The sequence below is a fragment of the Bifidobacterium sp. W8103 genome, assembly GCF_016100775.1.
GTDB lineage: Bacteria > Actinomycetota > Actinomycetes > Actinomycetales > Bifidobacteriaceae > Bombiscardovia > Bombiscardovia choladohabitans.
This window is the reverse complement of the sequence record NZ_JACFRV010000001.1, coordinates 226,760-245,050: the sequence shown is the minus strand read 5'-3', so window position 1 is coordinate 245,050 and position 18,291 is coordinate 226,760. Positions and strand designations below refer to the sequence as shown.

The 18,291-nt window shown below is 61.3% G+C and carries 14 protein-coding genes and 1 riboswitch; of the genes, 9 read left to right on the top strand and 5 right to left on the bottom strand.

Annotation, left to right across the window (positions count from 1 at the left end; genetic code table 11):
• Position 1 precedes the first annotated feature (1 nt).
• The 7 genes from H3U90_RS00990 (at position 2) to H3U90_RS08380 (ending at position 9,705) form a co-directional block, all read left to right on the top strand.
• Positions 2 to 1,528, top strand: a complete 1,527-nt coding sequence (locus H3U90_RS00990) for a UDP-N-acetylmuramoyl-tripeptide--D-alanyl-D-alanine ligase (RefSeq protein ID WP_198176686.1) — start codon at positions 2 to 4, stop codon at positions 1,526 to 1,528.
• Between the two features lie 74 nt (positions 1,529 to 1,602).
• On the top strand, positions 1,603 to 2,706 hold the full coding sequence (gene mraY / locus H3U90_RS00985) for a phospho-N-acetylmuramoyl-pentapeptide-transferase (protein WP_029677929.1): 1,104 nt from the start codon (positions 1,603 to 1,605) through the stop codon (positions 2,704 to 2,706).
• Positions 2,707 to 2,785: 79 nt separating this feature from the next.
• Positions 2,786 to 4,225 (top strand): UDP-N-acetylmuramoyl-L-alanine--D-glutamate ligase, encoded by a 1,440-nt coding sequence (gene murD / locus H3U90_RS00980; protein WP_198176685.1) that lies wholly within the window; start codon positions 2,786 to 2,788, stop codon positions 4,223 to 4,225.
• The gene (locus H3U90_RS00975; protein ID WP_198176684.1) at positions 4,209 to 5,432 is read left to right on the top strand and encodes a peptidoglycan glycosyltransferase FtsW; all 1,224 of its coding nucleotides are present in this window, start codon (positions 4,209 to 4,211) and stop codon (positions 5,430 to 5,432) included. Before murD ends, H3U90_RS00975 begins: the two co-directional genes overlap by 17 nt.
• A gap of 70 nt (positions 5,433 to 5,502) precedes the next feature.
• Positions 5,503 to 6,735 (top strand): UDP-N-acetylglucosamine--N-acetylmuramyl-(pentapeptide) pyrophosphoryl-undecaprenol N-acetylglucosamine transferase, encoded by a 1,233-nt coding sequence (locus tag H3U90_RS00970; RefSeq protein WP_198177558.1) that lies wholly within the window; start codon positions 5,503 to 5,505, stop codon positions 6,733 to 6,735.
• A gap of 97 nt (positions 6,736 to 6,832) precedes the next feature.
• The gene (gene murC / locus H3U90_RS00965; RefSeq protein ID WP_415873658.1) at positions 6,833 to 8,443 is read left to right on the top strand and encodes a UDP-N-acetylmuramate--L-alanine ligase; all 1,611 of its coding nucleotides are present in this window, start codon (positions 6,833 to 6,835) and stop codon (positions 8,441 to 8,443) included.
• The gene (locus H3U90_RS08380) at positions 8,440 to 9,705 is read left to right on the top strand and encodes a cell division protein FtsQ/DivIB (protein WP_332460567.1); all 1,266 of its coding nucleotides are present in this window, start codon (positions 8,440 to 8,442) and stop codon (positions 9,703 to 9,705) included. Before murC ends, H3U90_RS08380 begins: the two co-directional genes overlap by 4 nt.
• Here the strand turns inward: H3U90_RS08380 and dtd are convergent.
• From dtd to H3U90_RS00945, 3 genes are all read right to left on the bottom strand, one after another.
• On the bottom strand, positions 9,698 to 10,198 hold the full coding sequence (dtd, locus tag H3U90_RS00955) for a D-aminoacyl-tRNA deacylase (RefSeq protein ID WP_198176682.1): 501 nt from the start codon (positions 10,196 to 10,198) through the stop codon (positions 9,698 to 9,700). The genes H3U90_RS08380 and dtd overlap by 8 nt on opposite strands.
• 18 nt (positions 10,199 to 10,216) lie before the next feature.
• Entirely contained in the window at positions 10,217 to 11,029 is an 813-nt protein-coding gene (locus tag H3U90_RS08375; protein WP_332460606.1) for a helix-turn-helix transcriptional regulator, read from the bottom strand.
• A gap of 111 nt (positions 11,030 to 11,140) precedes the next feature.
• Entirely contained in the window at positions 11,141 to 13,459 is a 2,319-nt protein-coding gene (locus H3U90_RS00945; protein WP_198176680.1) for a beta-L-arabinofuranosidase domain-containing protein, read from the bottom strand.
• A 456-nt stretch (positions 13,460 to 13,915) separates the two neighbouring features.
• Here H3U90_RS00945 and H3U90_RS00940 point away from each other — a divergent pair, with 456 nt between their 5' ends.
• Positions 13,916 to 15,502: an oligopeptide:H+ symporter gene (locus tag H3U90_RS00940; protein WP_198176679.1), complete on the top strand. Its 1,587-nt coding sequence runs from the start codon at positions 13,916 to 13,918 to the stop codon at positions 15,500 to 15,502.
• Between the two features lie 162 nt (positions 15,503 to 15,664).
• Here the strand turns inward: H3U90_RS00940 and H3U90_RS00935 are convergent, their stop codons facing one another.
• Together H3U90_RS00935 and H3U90_RS00930 are read right to left on the bottom strand one after the other, a co-directional pair.
• Positions 15,665 to 16,183 (bottom strand): GNAT family N-acetyltransferase, encoded by a 519-nt coding sequence (locus H3U90_RS00935; protein ID WP_198176678.1) that lies wholly within the window; start codon positions 16,181 to 16,183, stop codon positions 15,665 to 15,667.
• 61 nt (positions 16,184 to 16,244) lie between these two features.
• On the bottom strand, positions 16,245 to 16,562 hold the full coding sequence (locus tag H3U90_RS00930; protein WP_198176677.1) for a DMT family transporter: 318 nt from the start codon (positions 16,560 to 16,562) through the stop codon (positions 16,245 to 16,247).
• Between the two features lie 8 nt (positions 16,563 to 16,570).
• Positions 16,571 to 16,634, bottom strand: a riboswitch (guanidine-III (ykkC-III) riboswitch).
• Positions 16,635 to 16,834: 200 nt separating this feature from the next.
• On the opposite strand from H3U90_RS00930, the gene H3U90_RS00925 reads away from it, so the two are divergent.
• Entirely contained in the window at positions 16,835 to 18,274 is a 1,440-nt protein-coding gene (locus H3U90_RS00925) for an FtsX-like permease family protein (RefSeq protein WP_198176676.1), read from the top strand.
• Positions 18,275 to 18,291 lie beyond the last annotated feature (17 nt).

Genomic DNA, 18,291 nt, shown 5'->3' with positions numbered 1-18,291 from the left:
GATGAGTCAGTCTGTAGGGGCCGGGTCCATGCCCATGACCCTGGAAGAGGTCGTCGAATATGTGCACGGTCGGCTGGTCGAGGCCGGTCCTGGTCGCGAACCCGACCGGCGGTCCGTGCGCATGCGGGTGGTGACCGACTCCCGGCAGGCGGGGGTCGATGGACTCTTCGTAGCCATCAAGGGCGAGCACGTGGACGGTCATGACTATGTTCCCGGCCTGGGGGCCAAGGGTTGCCGGGCGGCCCTGGTCGACCACCTGGTTCCGGACGCTGACCTGCCTCAGATTCTTGTGGACGATACGGTTGCGGCCCTGGGGCTGCTGGCCAGGGCCAACATGGACCTCCGGCGTGAGGCCACAGGCCCCTTCACGGTCATCGGCATCACCGGTTCAGTCGGCAAGACCACGACCAAGGATCTGTTGGCCTCCCTGCTGGCCCTGCTGGGCCCTGTGGTGGCCCCGGTCGGGTCCTTCAACAACGAGATCGGCCTTCCTCTGACCGCCTTGGAGGTCGGGCCGGACACACGCTACCTGGTGGCGGAGATGGGTGCCAGCCACGTGGGCGAGATTGCGGGCCTGACCCGGATGGTTCCCCCGGACATGGCCCTGGTCCTCAAGGTGGGAGTGGCCCACCTGGGCGAATTCGGCTCCGTGGAGCGTATCGCCCAGGCCAAGAGCGAGATTGTGCAAGGCCTGGTGCCGGGCGGGACCGCCGTGCTGAATGCAGACGATTCCCGGGTGGCCGCCATGGCTGATCTGGCCTCCGGGCCTGTTCTGCGGTTTGGCATGGCCGTTCAAGGCGGCGGGCAGGGCAGCGACCTGGATGGTTCGGCTCGCTACCTGGACAGTGACAGCCTGGATAGGCCGGCCTTCGAGCTGTGCCTGCGTGGCCAGCAACCAGTTCGGCTGCGTCTGGGCATTCCGGGACGGCACAACGTCATGAACGCCCTGGCCGCCGCTACGGTAGCCCATGCCCTGGGTCTGGACGCAGAGCGCATCGCCGATGAACTGGGCCGTCAGCGGCGGATCAGTCCGCATCGGATGGCCCTATCCTCGGTCCGGCTGCCGGAAGCCTCCTTCACCCTGATCGATGATTCCTTCAACGCCAATCCCGACTCCGTGCGGGCCGGTCTGGACGCCCTGGCCGCCTGGAAGGGATCCGATGGCCCGGTCTATCGGATAGCCGTCCTGGGGGTCATGCTTGAGCTGGGCGATCGAGGGGAGCAGCTGCACCAGGAGATCGGCGCCTACTGCCGTCGTCAGGGCATCGATGCATTGGTCGCGGTGGGTTGCCGGGACAAACGGATGGATGCTCTGGTCCAGGCCCTGGTCCGTGGTGCCGGCGGTCCATCCGATTCCGGCGAGGATCAACCCGGGTCCATGCGTGTCCTCTTTGCCCAGGACGCTGACCAGGCCGACCGGATGGTCCGCCGCCTGTGCGCCAGGCATTCGGACCGGCAGAATCTGGTTCTGCTCAAGGGCTCGCACATGTCCGGCCTGTCCGATCTGGCCGACCGGTGGCAGGGCTGAGCCATGGGTCCATCGGCATCCCCGCAGCGGGGTCTAATATTCAAGGACAGAATCCAAGAGTTGGAGTACACACTGTGATTGCCCTCATCATCGGAATCCTGGTCGCCCTGGTGGTGACGCTGGCGGGGACCCCCCTGCTGATACGGCTGGTCCACCGCCTGCACTACGGCCAGTACATCCGTCAGGACGGGCCCAAGTCCCACCTGGTCAAGCGCGGCACCCCGACCATGGGCGGGCTGGTCATCAACCTGGCCATTCTGCTGGGATGGGCGGCCTCGGCGCTCTACCGTTACCTGTCGCGGGGGGAGTCCGTGTCCCTGTCTGCCATGCTGGTCCTGTTCGCCATGCTCTCCATGGGCTTTCTGGGCTTCATCGACGACTTCGCCAAGGTGCGCAAAAAGCAGAATCTGGGCCTGTCGGTCAGGGCCAAGTTCATCGGCCAGTTCATTCTGGCCACCATATACGCGGTGCTGGCCCTGAAGCTGCCCACCAAGAACGGCTACCCCAGCGCCCAGGCGGGCATATCCTTCGTGGAGCAGCCCATCATCGACTTCCGAATGGCGGGCAGCGTCCTGTCCGTGGTGCTCTTCATCATCTGGGTCAATCTGCTGATGACGGCCTGGAGCAATGCGGTCAACCTGACCGATGGCCTGGACGGACTGGCTTCGGGATCCTCCATGATCGCCTTCGTGGGCTATACGGTCATCGCCTTCTGGGAGAGCTACCACTTGAAGGGCGGCGGCCATCCCGGCCATGCCTACGCGGTCTCCGACCCCCTGGACCTGGCCATCATCGCCTGCTGTGCGGCCGTGGCCTGCTTCGGCTTCCTCTGGTACAACACCAATCCTGCCTCCATCTTCATGGGCGATACCGGATCCCTGGCTCTGGGCGGGCTCTTCGCGGCCCTGTCCATCGCCACCCATACCGAGCTTCTGGCGGTCATCCTGGGCGGGCTCTTCGTGGGAGAGGCAGCCTCCGATGTCATCCAGGTGGGCTATTTCAAGCTCACCCACAAGCGGGTCTTCAAAATGGCGCCCATCCACCACCACTTCGAGCTGATGGGCTGGCAGGAGTCCAAGGTGGTCGTCCGGTTCTGGATGGTGGACCTGATCTTCGTCCTGTTGGCCCTGGTCTGCTTCTATGCGGACTGGGTGGTCCGCTCCGGGCTGCCCATCTGAGTGCGTCCATTCACGGTACCGGACTTCGGCAGCCGGTATCATGCCAAGCAGATGCCGGAGCTAGCGGAATGAGGTGTTCATGGATATGGACTTGAGCCAGAAGCGTGTACTGGTCGCCGGGCTGGGCATTTCCGGACGGAGTGTGGCCGCAGCCCTGCGAGGACGAGCAGCCGGGGTGACCACTGTGGACCAGCGCGCCCCACAGGCCGATCTTCATGACTTCGGCCAGGTGGATTGGAGCCAGGTGGACTTGGTCATGGCTTCGCCTGTCTTCAATCCGCGCACTCCATTTATCCTTGAGGCGCAGCGTCAGGGCATTCCCGTGGTCAGCGAGGTGGAGATGGCTTGGATGCTGCGGATGCCCTCAGCCAGGACCGGTCGCCCAGCCCCCTGGATAGGAATCACCGGAACCAACGGCAAGACCTCGACCACCAGGATGGTCGCCTCCATGATGCAGGCCAGCGGGTTTACAGCCCCTGCGGTGGGCAACATCGGCAAGGCCGTCTCCACAGCCGTCCTGGACCCCGACAATGACATGCTCTGCGTGGAGCTGAGTTCCTTCCAGTTGCACTTCACCTTCTCGCCGGCCCTGGAGTGCGCGGCCATCACCAATCTGGCCGACGACCACCTGGACTGGCATGGGGGCTTCGAGGCCTATGCGGCCGACAAGGCGCGCATCTACCGGGGCGTGCGCAAGGCCCTGGTCTACAACGCCGATGACTCCCGGGTCTCCGATCTGGCCAGACAGGCACAGCCAGCCCCGGGCTGCCGACGGGTGGGCTTCACCCTGGAGCGGCCCGAGTCCGGACAGCTGGGCGTGGAGGACGGTTGGGTCGTGGACCGCAGCGGATTGACCGGTCAGGACCTTGATGAGGGTGTCAGGTTGGTTCGAGTGGCGGATCTGACGGACCTGTGCGAGCCCGATGGCACGGTCTATCCCCATCTGCTGGCTGATGCCCTCTGCGCTCTGGCTCTGGCACTGGGCGCCGGGGCCAGGGTCGATGCGGCCATCGAGGCCATGCGCGCTTTCACGCCCGGCGACCACAGGATCAGCACCGTGGCCACCCTGGGCCAGGGTTCGCAGGCCGTCCGATTTGTAGACGATTCCAAGGCCACCAACGCCCACGCCGCCGAGGCCTCCCTGGCCAGCTACCATGACGGCCAGGTGGTCTGGTTGGCCGGTGGGCTGGCCAAGGGCGCCCGCTTTGACGATCTGATCCGGTCCCGCAGATCCAAGTTGGCCGCAGCCGTGATCATCGGCCAGGATCAGCAGCCCATGCTCCAGGCCATCAAGGACCAGGCGCCAGATCTTCCGGTTACCCTGATCGACCCCGGTGCAGGCGACCAGGTCATGGCCCGGGCCGTTCGTGCGGCCGGCTCCTATGCACGCCCCGGGCAGGTGGTTCTGTTGGCACCTGCCTGCGCCTCCATGGATCAGTTCGCCTCCTATGCCGACCGGGGTGACCAGTTTGCCCAGCAGGCAACACAATGGGTCCACGAGCATGAAGCGCGACACTGATCCGCACACGGCTTCCTCCCGGGGGTCTGGCGGCAAGGGGAACTACCGGGGATGGCGGGCCATCCTCAATCCGCTCTGGTGCTACTACGGCTTTCTGGCTACGGTCGTCGCCACCACGGTCTTCGGCCTGATGATGGTCTTCTCCTCCTCGGCTGTGGATCTGGTGGCCCAGGGCAGTTCACCCTGGAGCCAGGTCATTCGCCAGAGCATATACGCAGTGATAGGGCTGCTGCTGGCCCTGCTGGCCGTGAGAATCAGTGTCGACCACTACCGGAACTGGAGCACTTGGTTCCTGATCGCCAGCCAGGGCATCCAGTTGCTGACCCGTACGCCGCTGGGGCGTTCTGCCAACGGCAATGAGGGGTGGATCTCGGTGGGGGGTGTCTCCATGCAGCCGGCCGAGCTGCTCAAGCTGGCCCTGTGTCTGTGGCTGCCCCAGGCCCTGATCGAAGCCCAGCGGCAGGTCGGCAAGGATTCCGAACTGAAGAGCCTGGCCAAGGCCTTTGCCAAGCCGGCCACCGGTTTTCTCGTCAGTTTCCTGCTGATCATGCTGGGCAAGGACCTGGGAACGGCCATGATCATCGTCATCATCGGCTTCGTGGCCTTCCTGGTCTCGGGCTTCCCCCTGCGCTGGCTGCTCAGCCTGGCAGTCCTGGGCATGGCTGCGGTCATCGGCTTTTCCGTCTACGGCAACAGCAACCGGACCCAGCGGATCATGGCCGCCTATGGCAAGTGCTCGGCGGATGACATTCAGGGGGTCTGCTATCAGTCCATCCACGGGCTCTACGCCATGGCCTCGGGGGGTCTGACCGGGGTCGGGCTGGGCAACTCCAGGGAGAAGTGGAACTACCTGCCCGAGGCGCACAATGACTTCATCTTCGCTGTCATCGGCGAGGAGCTGGGCTTTGTAGGGGCAGCCATGCTTATTCTGGTCTTTGTGGTCATGGGCTGGTGCATGCTGAGAATCGCCCTGACCACCAAGGACCGGTATGCGGGCATGGTGCTGATCTGCCTGGATGTGTGGCTGGTGGGCCAAGCCCTGGTCAACATCTGCGTGGTTCTGGGGCTGCTGCCGGTCATCGGGCTGCCCCTGCCCTTTGTATCGGCTGGAGGGACCGCCCTGATCTCCTGCCTGGCTTCGGCCGGGGTGGCTCTGAAGATGATTCGGACCCAACCGGACGTGATGGCAGCCACGGACGGGTCCTGAGATGCGGAATGGACATGGCGGAAAGGAAGCGGATTAGCGGATGACGACAGCGACGAGGACCGAGAAAGGGATGCCTGGGGATGCCCAGGAGCATGCCGGGAAAGGCGCTGGTCCCCATCTGGTGCTGGCCGGCGGGGGGACGGCAGGGCATGTCAACCCCCTGCTCAGTGTGGCTGCGGCCATTCGGGAGCGCTGCCCCCAGGCTTCTGTCAGTGTGATCGGCACTGCCGTCGGGCTGGAGCACGACCTGGTGCCGGCTGCCGGACTTCCCCTGGATCTGATTGAGAAGGTACCCTTCCCTCGTCGTCCCGGCAAGGCCGCCCTGGACTTCCCCCGGCGTTGGCGGCGTGAGGTGCAGCGGGTACGAGGGTATTTGCGGGATCGGTCGGCCGACCTGGTGGTCGGCTTTGGCGGCTATGCCTCGGCGCCGGCCTACCGGGCCGCACGGAACCTGGGTCTGCCCATCGTCGTCCATGAGCAGAACGCCCGGGCGGGCATGGCCAACAAGCTGGGTGCTCGCTGGGCCGATTTCGTGGGTACGGCCTATGAGGATACCGGCATCCGGGCCCGGGCCGGAGTGCCCGTGCATCGTGTGGGTCTGCCCCTGCGGCCGGCCATCGCCCGACTGGCCAGGCAGATGGAAGCCGACCCCGCACGAGCCCGTCGGGAGTCTGCACAGTCCTTGGGTCTGGATCCCGATAGGCCCATCCTGCTGGTCACCGGGGGATCCTTGGGTGCGCTCAGCCTGAACAAGGCGGTGGCTGGCGCGGCAAGGCAGCTGCTGGATCGAACCCAGGTCATCCATCTGACGGGACGTGGCAAGGCCGACCAGGTCAGGGAGCAGGTGGAGGCTGACCTGGGCGATGCGGCAATCAACGATCTGGACCCGGCTCATCGGGGCCAGGGGGACTACCATATGGCCGAATACCTGGAGCGGATCGATCTGGCATTTGCCTGCGCTGATCTGGTGGTCTGCAGGGCTGGTGCCGGCTCCGTCAGCGAGCTGGCCGCCCTGGGTGTGCCCGCCGTCTACGTGCCCCTGCCCATCGGCAACGGTGAGCAGCGGTTCAACGCCCAGCCGGTCGTCCGTGCCGGGGGAGGGCTCATGGTGGATGATGCGGCCCTGGATGCCAAATGGGTGGCTGACCATGTCCCTGCCCTTATGGCTGACAGGGGTAGGCTGGCTGACATGCGTCGCCGGGCCTGGGGATACGGGATTCGCGATGCCGCCCAGGTGATGGCCGAGCAGATCCTGACCATGGCCGATCAACACCTTGCCCGCAAGGACTCCGGGAGGGCCTAATCGGGCATAATGGAGGCAGGCGATTGGCGACCGTCCTAAATGGTCCTGAACTGTTGGAGGAGATGCAACTACTGTGCCCAAGCATGAATTGAATACAGTGCCCGGTCGACAGGACGGCGGCGACCGGTCCCTGCCGGTCCTGGACCCCTGCCTGCCTGCCCTGGCCCAGGCCGGAGTGTGCGACCCCGGGGATCTGGGGCCCACACACTTCATCGGCATCGGTGGGGCCGGGATGAGCGTGCTGGCCGAGATGCTCCACCAGGAGGGGGTGCAGGTCTCCGGATCCGACCGTGCGGAGGGGGACAAGACCCGTCGTCTGCGTCAGCTGGGGATCCGGGTCGCCATCGGCCAGGACGCCCGCAATGTAGCCGGGGCGCGCACGGTGGTCTGGTCCAGTGCCATCAAGCCAGACAATCCCGAGATTCTGGCAGCTCGTGACGCCGGAGCCCGGCTGGTTCATCGCAGCGACATTCTGGCCCTGCTCATGGCATCCAGGATTTCGGTCACCGTGGCCGGCGCCCATGGCAAGACCACTACGAGCGCTCTCTTGGCCCACCTGTTGGCCAAGGGCGGCCAAGGGGATCTGGCCGATCCCAGCTATGCCATCGGGGGCAGCCTCCAGAGCGGCCAGGGGCCCATGGACGGGGGGCATGTGGGAGTCGGACGGGTCCTGGTGGCCGAGGCGGACGAGTCCGACGGCAGCTTTGGCAAGTACACTCCCGACATCGCCATCATCACCAACGTGGAGCCCGACCATCTGGACCACTATGGCACGGCCGATGCCTTCCACCAGGCCTTCGTGGAACATGCCCGGCATGCCCGACGATTCCTGGTGGTCTGCGGGGATGACCAGGGTGCCCTGGAGGTGCTGCAGCGGCTGCACGGGGACTGCCAGGCCAAGATCATCGTCTATGCTTCGAATCCCCGACTGAGTGCTGAATCCCTGCCTGGGATTCTGGGCCTGGTCCGCATCGGGTCCGAGTCCGAAAGCAGCGGCAGCGGTCGTGAGCATTGCCGTCTGGCTCTCCCCGCGCAGGTGCTCCAGGCGGCAGGCTTAGAGGTCGGCAAGCCGCTCGAACTGCAGGTGGACCTGGCGATTCCCGGTATTCACAACGCCCGCAATGCCGCCGCAGCCATCATCGCCGCCATCCTGCTGGGGATGGATCCTGATACGGCCGCCGCTTCCGCCGCAGACTTCCGTGGGGCCTCTCGTCGCTTCGAGGTCCGTGGCGGCCGGCATGGGGTCACCGTGGTGGACGATTACGCCCATCATCCCACGGAGATCGCCGCCTTGTTGACCGCCGCCAGACGGCGTTATCCGGGTCGGACCATCAGGGTGCTCTTCCAGCCACACCTGTATTCGCGCACTGCCATCTTCGCCGACCGTTTCGCGCAGGCTTTGTCCCTGGCGGACGATGTGACCGTCACCGACATCTTCCCTGCGCGTGAGCTGGCCAGCGATTTTCCGGGTGTGGATGCCGGAACCATCCCCGCAGCGGCCAGCAAGGCAAAGGACCAGGAGTCTCAGGATTCCGGGAATAGGTCGGCTGGAGCCATCTTCCGGGCCTGCCCGGACATGCATCAGGCGGCTCTGGACCTGGCCGAGCGGGCGGAGCCGGGGGATGTGATCCTGACCGTCGGCGCAGGCGATGTCACCGACATGGGGCCGGTCATTCTTGACAGGCTGGCTGAACGGGACGAGCAGTGAAGACCGGCAAGGGTCGCCGCGTCTCCAGCGGGGCTTCGTCCAGGACCAGGGCCGTCCGGGCTGCCAAGGCCGCACGGGAGGCCCGGTCTGGGCGCACCAAGTCTTCGGCAGAGCAACAGAGGACCAGCAGAACCGCCAGATCGGCCAGGTCGACTGTTCCCGATGATGCGGCACTGGCAGGCCGCCGGTCCAAGACTGGGAAAACCGGCAGCGAGGGCAGGCGTCTGAAGCGGTCCGAGCATCTCAAAGGGTCGAAGCGTCTCAGGGGTCGTCCGGGTCGTACCAGGAATCCAGGCGGATCACGGACTCGAAGCGCCAGATCCGCCTCCTCATCTTCCCGCTCCCTGGTAAAAAGGAACAACGCCTCAGCTTCCAAGTCTGTGGCCTCACACTCTACAGGTTCGGCCGGCGGATTCGTCGATGCCCGGACCATACCGCCGGACCGACCCGTCTCGGGCAGAATAGGCACCGACCAGGAGGACCAGGGTCTGGGGATCTTCGTCCGGCCCAAGGTTCTGGATTTTCAGGCCCGAGTGCGCGAAAAGAAGAAGGTCAGCCGCAGGCTGGTCTTGATCCGGACAGGTGTCGTCCTCCTGGTTATAGCTCTGATAGCAGGACTGGCATGGCTGCTCTTTCTTTCGCCGGTCTTTCGCCTGCAGACCGACAAGATCAATGTCAGCGGCGGCAATGCCTGGGTGTCCAACGATCGAGTGGTCTCAATCGTGGCCAATCAGGGGGATCGCTCTCTGCTGCTGATTTCCACCAATGGCGTAGAGCAGGAGATCAGCGGCATGGCCGGGGTGACCGATGCCAAGGTCAGCAAGAGTTTTCCGCACGGTCTGGAGGTGACCTTCGATGCCCAGGAGCCTACTGCGGTCTTCAAGGATGCGCAGCGCAAACTGACGGCCGTCGACAGACAGGGGAGGGTGCTCAATACTGTGTCCAAGCCGGTCGAGGGGGTGCCGGTCATCCAGGTGGCTACCGTCAAGCGTGCCCAGCAGGATCAGGCGGTCAGGCAGACCCTGCGGATTCTGTCAACCATGCCCGAGGCCATGCGCCATTCGGTGACCAAGGTGACTGCGGAAACCCAAGACTCCATTACCACCGAGCTGGACCAGGGCAAACATGTCATCATCTGGGGCGACGGCTCTGACCTGAAGCTCAAGCAGGCCGTAGTCGACAAGATCATCAACGATCCATCCAAGATCGGCGACAAGCATCAGCTGGATGTGTCGGCGCCCCTGAGGCCCATTGTCAAATAGTCGCTGAAGGAGCTGCCGGCTTCATCAATCTGTCGGTGTCCAGCAGGATGGTCACCGGTCCGTCGTTGACCAGATCCACTCGCATGTGGGCGCCGAAGCGTCCGGCGGCAACCGGCACACCGGTTGCCTCCAAAGCTCGGTTCAGATCCTTCCAGACGCTTTGGGCGTGTTGGGGTTCTCCCGCAGCCATGAAGCTGGGACGGTTGCCGTGACGAAGATCCGCGTAAAGAGTGAACTGGGAGACGGAAAGGATGGAGCCGCCGCAATCAAGGATTGACCGGTTCATCCGGCCCTCCTCGTCGGCGAAGATGCGCATCCGGGTCAGCTTGCGGACGGCATAGTCCACCTGGTCTGCCCCGTCGCCATCCTGGACGGCTACCAGGAGCATGAGCCCCATGCCGATGCTCTGGGGTTTAAAATCGGGATCCGGCCGCCCCTGCTCATCGACCACATCGACCCTGGCACGGCTGACCCGCTGTATGACGATTCTCATGGTTCCAGTCTAAGGACTTCAGGCGTTGTTGTAGTGTCGCTGGGAAAAGCTGGATCGGTATCTGGTTGGGGTCAGACCGGAGAACCGTTTGAAGACGCGCATGAAATATTTGGGGTCGTCATATCCGCAGGCTTCGGCTATCTGTCTGACGCCCATGGAGGTCGACAGGAGCAGCTCCTGAGCTCGTTCGATGCGGATCCGCCTGATCTGTCCGGTGATACCGATGCCGAACCGCCGCTTATAGATAGTCGACAGGTACGAGGGCGAATAGTTGAAGTTTTCTGCTACGCTGGCAACACTGATCCGGTCGCAGGCGTTGATACGGATCCAATCTTGGACCTTCTGGAGGGTGCTGTCCTCGTCGTCAGCTTCTTGACGGCCCTTGGGCGCGGGCCTTCCCATGGCGATCTCCATGAGCAGGCAGGTTATGAAATAGCTGCAGTAGGGGCTGGGATCCGGGTAGGTGCGCTGGTAGATGTCAAGCAGCTGGTTGAACATGACGGTCAACCGATTGTTGTCTGCCAGACGAAAATCCAGGGGCAGCACCACGCGTGCCGCGCCCTGGTCATTTCTATCCCTCTGTTCGTCAGGCAGGCCTTGAACTCTTTGCCAGTCAGGCAAGGTGAAGTGGGCCCAGTAGAAGGTCAGAGGTTCCTGTCCCAGCCGTCGACTGCCCTCATGAGGGGTGCCGGGCGGGATCAGCAGCAGGCCGCCTGCTTTCAGATCATGATGCCGTCCGGACACGGTCAGCGGGAGGAGGCCCTCTTCAACCAGAATCAGCTCAAAGCTGTCAACGGTGCGGCGCTCGTGGATCCATCCGGGGGTGCCGATGAAGCGCCCTGCGGATTTGAAGACCGCCGCATCGTTGGGGAAACTGGTGATGATTGCCTGATCCGTGCTGACCGTCCTCCCTGTAGCTGAAACCTTGGCCTTAGGACACGGTCAGTGGCTGGCCACTTCGACGTAGGCATGATATGGCTGGTTTTCGTCAATGGTCCAGAGGGGGACGAATTCCAGGCCGCTGTCCCGGTGACGGAAGACCAGCTTCTCGCCCTGGCGCTCGAAGGCGGACCCAGGATCCTTCCGGTCGATGTCAAGGCTCTGCATATCAGTGCTGGGGCTCAAGGTGGCAAGCACGTAGGGTCCCCAGGCCACGGCGGCCAGGGAAGGCCGGTCCGGGGTGCCGATCAGCCGGATGGTCGGATCGAATGTCAGCGTAATGGTGGTTCCTGACCAGGAATTCAGACCGCAGGCGCTCGCATCAAGGACCGCCACAGCCGGGTCGGTGCCCATGAGAGACTGGGACACCGGGGTTCCGTCGATGTCGATGTGGACCCTGCCGCGGGTCCAGGCGGGAATGCGTAGGGCCAGGCGCGGTCTGTCCAGAGCTTCTATGGTGATGGTTACCTTCTCGGGGTGGCGGTCGTCCACGTCCACGCTCAGCGCCATCTTCTGGTCGATGTCGTTCAGGCTGCAGGGAAGATACTGCTCGATCCACAGGGTCGTCTCGTCCGTGTAGAAGGCTCCATCGGCGTAGTAGAAGTGCGATTCCAGGCCGGTGCCGTGGCAGCAGCTGTTCTCCTCATCGAATTCCTTGTGGCCGCCCGGCTGAGTGGGGAAGAAGTAGAGACTGCCGCCCTGGGGTACATGGTCGGTGCTGGCGGCGATGTGGTTGAGTGTGGTCAGCTCGGTGTAGTCTGCATACTCCTGATCGGGGTCGAAGGAGAACAGGAGCGCAGACAGCTTGAGCAGGTTATAGGAGGCGCAGGACTCAGCGGTGTTGTCCTTGAGCAGGGCGCCGATCACGTCGGGCTGTTGGAACATTTCGCCCTGACCGGTGCCGCCCATGGCGTAGATGTGATGGCCCATGACCGACTTGAGGAAGAACTCGGCCTGCTGCAAGTAGTAGGGCAGCCCGGTCTGGCGAAAGAGCTCCACCGAACCGATGACCTGGGGGATGTGCTGGTTGCCATGCAACCCGCCCAGTGCATCCACCTTCTGACGCATGGGGACCATGAGACGGTCGTTGTCGAAGAGGCGGGCGGCCTCCAGGTGCTCCTTACGTCCGGTGATGGCGTACAGGTGGGCCAGGGACTCGTTCATGCCTCCGAACTCGCCAGCGATATACATGCTCCACATATTCTGCAACTGCTCATGGGGGAGTCGGTGGACGCGGTCATAGACCCAGTCGCCCAGGTCCGAGGCCACGCGCAGAGCCGTTTCATTGCCGGCGAAGTGGTAGGCGTCGATCAGCCCAGCCAGAATCTTGTGCAGGGTGTAGTAGGGCGCCCAGATAGTGGGGTAGGGCGCGTACTGCTCCAGCTTGTCGAACTGGCTCTCGTCGTAGGCCGACAGGAAGCCCGGCTTGGTGGCTCCGCTCTTTGCAAAGGCGGCCTGGACCTCGGCCAGCCCGTCGACCAGATAGGTCAGTTTGGTCCGAATGTCCTCGTCGCCGGTAGCGGCATACCCCAAGGCGTATGCGGACAGGACGTGGCCGGTGGTGTGGCCGCGCAAGTTGGAGTCCGGAGCGTCCCAGCCGATCATAGGCTTGGCTCCCTTGGTGTCCAGGTGGGCGGCCCGGCGGAACTCCACCAAGAGCTGATCGTCGTCCAGGGTCTTCAGGAAGGCTATCCGCCGACGCTGGTTGCCTGCAAGCATTCCATCACCGTTGAGCCGCACCCGGGAGATGGGCACGCGGCGGACCTTAGGGATGGAATCCACTGGCTGTTCGGGGTCTTCGTCAATCACCTGAACCTTGCACTGCACACGGATATCGCTGCCGTCGATGGATCCTTGGAAGTCATGTTCGCCGGTCTGTTCATCCCTCTGCTCAACACCTTCGTCCCAGTTGACCCGCTGGGAGACCTTCTGGCCGTCCTTGGTCAGCACGGCCGTGAACATGGGCAAATAGTAGGTGATGCCCTTGCGCGCCTTGATCTCGATGGGGTAGACCTTGCGTACTTCAATCTTGTTGGGCATCTGCAACACGGTCACATCGAAGCTGCGCTGGGCCTCGCCGCCGCCCTTGGTGACGGTCGCGGTCAGGGTTACGTTCCGGTCGCCTAGGCCGTATTCGGGCTGATTGACCTTGCCTTGAGGGTTCACCCATCGATCGTCGCTGCTGGTCCACTCGATGGTGGTTCCCTCCACCCCTTCGGTCGGCAGTTTCAGGTCGAAGTCCACGGTGCCCGTGTTGCCGATGTAGATCTGACGGGCCGCCTCATCGACGCAGTCCTGATCAGTGTGCATGGATGATGTCATGATGAATTACCTACTTCCTCCGTTGACAGGCGGATTTTGTCGGTCATGCTTTCCGTCGGATCGTCTCCGATCCGTTGGCGCCGCTCTGCCCCGACGCCTTGGTGCGCCTTACCTCATCAGTCTATGGACGGAAGCCCGATTATGAAGGTGGGGGAAATCGTCGAATGGGTGGACAATCTTGTGCCTTTGGTTTGGAGTTGTTCTGGCTAGCTTCTATGTCTTCCTAATCCTTGCAATGGTGCGCTTTCTGAGCAAGGAACGACCTGCCAGGGGAGCCTTGTCTGGTATTGGCCAGATGGCATTACCGAGAAATGTCCACCTTTTCCCATTCTCTTTGCACCTACGTCCAAAGGGCTGAAGATTTACCGTTCCAAGTGGAACAGCCTGTGGTTCCACGCAGAGCAAAAGGGTGCCGAACAACGAGGGTCGACACCATTGAGAAGCGAGGAGAAGCGTATGGCAACATCATCGGAACATGTCGACGAGCAGTCAGACAAGGACCAGCAGGATTCGAACCTGGTGGTCGATGAGTCCGGTCTCAAGGTCGACCATCATCAAGAGGAGGAATTGGAACATCTAAGAGCAGATCGTTCCTTCTTCGGTTACCCCAAGGGTATTGGCATACTGGCCACGGGCAACCTTTTTAACTCCATCTGCTGGGCCTCTTACGGGGCTGTGATGATTTACTATCTCTACAAGCCTTGGACCAAGGGATTGGGATTCACCCAGGGTGAGGCGGCCCAGCTTATAGCCATCGTGGCGGCCATCAATTCCATGTTCGAAATACTGGGCAGCTGGTTGGCTGATCGAGTTTTTGGCGCTCGCAAGGCGCTGGTCATTGGCAATATCACCAAGGGGCTGTCCTGCGGCCTTCTTGCTATCCCTGCATTCTCAATCGGTCAGGGTCGCGCTTTTGCCATAGTGGGCATGGTTCTCATGAACATTCCTATCGTCGGTGCCTCCAACGCCTCGTTGACCGGTATGCTCTTCCACCGCGATGACAGTCGTCGTGACGGGGCCTTCGCTATTCACGCCATCGCCAACAACATAGCTGGCTTTATCACTCCTGTGATTTCTGCTCAACTGGGGCTGGTCAACTATCATTACGGCTTTGCTATCGGGGCGGTCGCGGCCCTACTCTATGCCGCTATTATCGGCTTGCCTGGTAATCGTTTCTTCGGATCCTTGGGTTCAAAGCCGTCCAGGCCCTTGAGCGCCCAAGAAAAGAAGCGCTACAGTCTAATCGCACTGGTGGCCCTGGTTGTCATTGCTGCTTTCATAGCCGTGCTGCTCTTGTCCAAGAAGGTCAGTGTGAACAGCCTGGCCAATACTGTCAGTTCGTGCACATTTGTGGTGGCGATTCTCTTCTTTGCCATTATCTGGCGTTCCAAGCGCATCAGCAGTACCGAACGGCATAGGTTGCGCGCAGTTACTCCACTGTTGATCATGCAAATTGTAATTGGTGTGGACTACGCCATCCAAGGCACCACCCTGCTAATGTTCCTGGATCAGCGTATCAACCGTAAGTTTGGCGGTATCGAAATCGCACCAGGATCCTTCACGACCATTGTGGGTATTATTTCTCTGCTTTCAGGACTCTTCTTCAGCTGGTTCTGGGTCACCGACCTGGGCAAGCGTTGGAAGTCGAGCAGTCGTCTCTGCTTTGGTTTCTTCTTCACCGGCATCGCCAATTTCCTCCTGATTGTGCCGACTGTCGTGCTCAATCCTCACGCCGGAAAATACTCGGTGGTATGGCTGCTGGTTTATTACTTGGTCAGCAATTTCGGTGGATTCCCCTACGGTGTTGCAGCTAACTCAACTGTTGCTGCAATTGCTCCGAAGTCTTACGAGACGCAGATGCAGACCTCACTAACATTGTCTGCAGCCATCGGTACCGCCATCATGCTGGTCGTCTATGGAAGGTTGAAGTCGCTGGATCAGCAACTTCCTCTATTCCTGATCATTGGCACTTTGGAAATTGTTGTTGCGGTTGCGGTAATGATGTTCAGCAAGCGTTTCGAATCCATGATTCTCGATGATTAGTGAATGGATCGGTCTTTGTCGAGCGAAGATCTCTACAAAGACCGGGTGATAGTGAAGAGGTAAGCAGTTTCGCAATAGCCCTTTGTTGTTGTCAATAGCGGCACCGGAGGCCATCCGCAATTTTGTGGCTTTCGGTGCCTCGTGTTTGCACAGAGGTAGCTATTAATTGATTGCTGCGGTCATGATCCAGTCGGTCTGAATGTCAGCGCCCAAGGTGAAAGTGTGCTCGCCGGTCCGTTTGAAGCCCATGGCTTGGTAGAAACGTTGAGCGGGTTCATTGTGCTCCCATACACCCAGCCAAATTTTGCTCAGTCTCTGGTTCCTGGCTCGTTCGAAGGCCTGATTGACCAGCAGTGTGCCCAGTCCGTGGCGTTTGAAGTCCGATAGGACGTAGAGCCGCTCGATTTCTATTGAAGTGTCACCGAACTGCTCGGTCTGGGCTTTCCCTGTGCTGAGCTGCATGTAAGCTGCGGGCGTGCAATCCACGCTGGCCAGGAGAAAGACGGATTCAGATTCAGACAATTGCGACTTGATCAGTTCGGAGGAGAAGGAATGCAGGAGGTAGTCTTCCATGTTCTCTTGGCTGTTGTCGGCGGCGAAGGTGTCACGGAAGGTGGTCATGCCCAAGGAACATATCAGCCCGGCAACATCCGAGGTGCATTGCCGTATTGTTGCGGTCATGATGGCGATTCCTTTCTTCATTGATTCTGCTGCTGGATATTTCTGCTTTGATAGGCTGTTCTCAGTTGACGATCTTGAGTCCGACCACGCAGGCGACCAGACCGATGATGAGCAGAATGCGGGCGAGTGAAACAGGCTCCGATCCAGTAGCCATGGCGTATAGAACGGTCAGGGCAGCTCCTATGCCGACCCAGATCGCATAGGCCGTGCTGGTAGGGATGCTGCGCATGGCAAAGGCCAGACCCACCATGCTCAGAATCAATCCCACGATAAATACGATGTCAGGGACGATTTTGGTAAAACCCTGAGACTTGCCTAGGGCGGTGGCCCAGACCGATTCGCAGATGCCAGCGAGTATAAGTATGATCCACGAGGACATGGTTCCCTTCCGGCAAGTCTTGTCGCTGTCCGGGTACTTGACCATCGTCCGGGAACCTGAATCAGATTCTGGCCATCAGAATAGCACGGGGCAACACCCTGATAGTTGAATAGCAAGGGAGCGGCCGAGGGTTCATTGTAAGAAGGAATCAGGGTTAATTCAGGGTCGTTTCAGGGGTTTGCCGGATGTTGTCTCCCGCGCCGATCGGCTATTCATATAAATAGAGGGATCTAGCAGGGTGTACGCACGAGGATGTGGCAGGTGAATGAATCATGACTTGGGCCTTACGTGATCTGAAAGCCAATAGCGGCATTTGGGCTGGCGTCTTTATCGTTCTTGTGGTCACGCAAACTCTGCTCTGTGCCATGAGTGTGAGCATGGGAGTCAACAGCTATTACCAAGGTCTGTCGGTCAAGACCAGGGATCCTGCTAAGAGTCTGGCTTCGGCCCTGAGTCTGGTCTTCCTCACGGTCATTGTGCTCGGCTGTCTGGTGATCAAGCAAACCCTGCAGGCATCAATTCGCCAACGTCGGCAAGGGCTGGCCCTTCTCTCGCTGCTGGGAGCTACGCCTAAGAAGGTCCTGGTGCTTACGCTTTTGCAGGTGATGATTTTGCTTCTGCCGGCCTCCCTTATTGCCGTGGCTCTTTCACCTGCGCTGGCTGGAAGGATCCTCGATTGGTATTCCACCGGGATGCGAATGTCGGTACATTTCGCTTTTACCTGGCACAGATTTCCCAGGTCTGCCCTGACTGGTCTTGCAGTGGGATTGGCCACGGCCGTCTTGGCGACCAGCCGGACATTGCGGGATTTGGGAAAGATGACACCAGTCCGGATGGTGCACCGTGCTGAGGAGAGCGAATCGGTTGAACGGCCGAGACATGGAGGTGGTCTTGTGGCCCTTTTCCTTGGGCTGGCCTTGCTGCTATTGCCGTTGCCTGTCTTTGCCTATCTTTCGCACAGCGGCTCTGTATCCTTGGATCCTAAGCAAGTCCGGGCGGTCATAAGTGCCGTTGGAAGTGGACCGCTTTTCGCCATTCTCTTGCTGCTGATAGCCTTGGCTCGCGCTGGTGGGCCGGCTATAGGCAGGGTCACTCAACTCTGGACTGCTCTGGTGCCGTCATCGTCTGCCGTCTGGCGGGTAGCGCGTTCACAGGCTGTGGTCAGAAGCAAAGACACGACATTCGGCTCAACGGTCATAGCGTTGACCGCCTGCATGTTTTTGGTCGGCGGTCTGCTGACTGCCGGAGGCACCAGTACCGTCGCCATAAACAAGGTGCCGGGAATACCGAGTGCCACAGCGGGCGGGACTTTGGAGTTGCTCTATGGTTTCTGGGCAGCGCTGCTGGTCGCCCTGGTCGGCGTGATCGCGGGGTTCGCCATCGCCGCTCGGGATCGTGACCTTGATTTGGCGCTCCTGTCAATCGCTGGGGCAAACCCGCAGCAGCTTACTGCTATATCCACATTGGACGGCACCATCGTGATGACTACAGGCATTATCATCGCAGCAGGCGGCACCAAACTGGTCGGACTGAGCACAGCCATGGTCTATTGGCCCCTTATACACAGTCTGTCCGTAGTTTTTCCTTGGCAGTTCTTCCTTATATGTGGGTTGCCGATTATCGTCGTCGGCTCGCTGGCGACCATGCTGACGGCGCGGCCCGCTTTGAGGCGCTCCCCCATAGCAATCCTGCAAGGCGCCATAGGCGAATAGGGCTAGCCATAGCGCAG

What these genes read in the sequence shown, in the direction of transcription:
- H3U90_RS00970 (WP_198177558.1), top strand. Translation starts at nt 5,503, where the DNA reads ATGCCTGGGGATGCCCAGGAGCATGCCGGGAAAGGCGCTGGTCCCCAT.
- murD (WP_198176685.1), top strand. Translation starts at nt 2,786, where the DNA reads ATGGATATGGACTTGAGCCAGAAGCGTGTACTGGTCGCCGGGCTGGGC.
- H3U90_RS00945 (WP_198176680.1), bottom strand. Translation starts at nt 13,459, where the DNA reads ATGACATCATCCATGCACACTGATCAGGACTGCGTCGATGAGGCGGCC.
- H3U90_RS00925 (WP_198176676.1), top strand. Translation starts at nt 16,835, where the DNA reads ATGACTTGGGCCTTACGTGATCTGAAAGCCAATAGCGGCATTTGGGCT.
- dtd (WP_198176682.1), bottom strand. Translation starts at nt 10,198, where the DNA reads ATGAGAATCGTCATACAGCGGGTCAGCCGTGCCAGGGTCGATGTGGTC.
- H3U90_RS00975 (WP_198176684.1), top strand. Translation starts at nt 4,209, where the DNA reads ATGAAGCGCGACACTGATCCGCACACGGCTTCCTCCCGGGGGTCTGGC.
- H3U90_RS00940 (WP_198176679.1), top strand. Translation starts at nt 13,916, where the DNA reads ATGGCAACATCATCGGAACATGTCGACGAGCAGTCAGACAAGGACCAG.
- H3U90_RS00930 (WP_198176677.1), bottom strand. Translation starts at nt 16,562, where the DNA reads ATGTCCTCGTGGATCATACTTATACTCGCTGGCATCTGCGAATCGGTC.
- H3U90_RS00990 (WP_198176686.1), top strand. Translation starts at nt 2, where the DNA reads ATGAGTCAGTCTGTAGGGGCCGGGTCCATGCCCATGACCCTGGAAGAG.
- H3U90_RS00935 (WP_198176678.1), bottom strand. Translation starts at nt 16,183, where the DNA reads ATGACCGCAACAATACGGCAATGCACCTCGGATGTTGCCGGGCTGATA.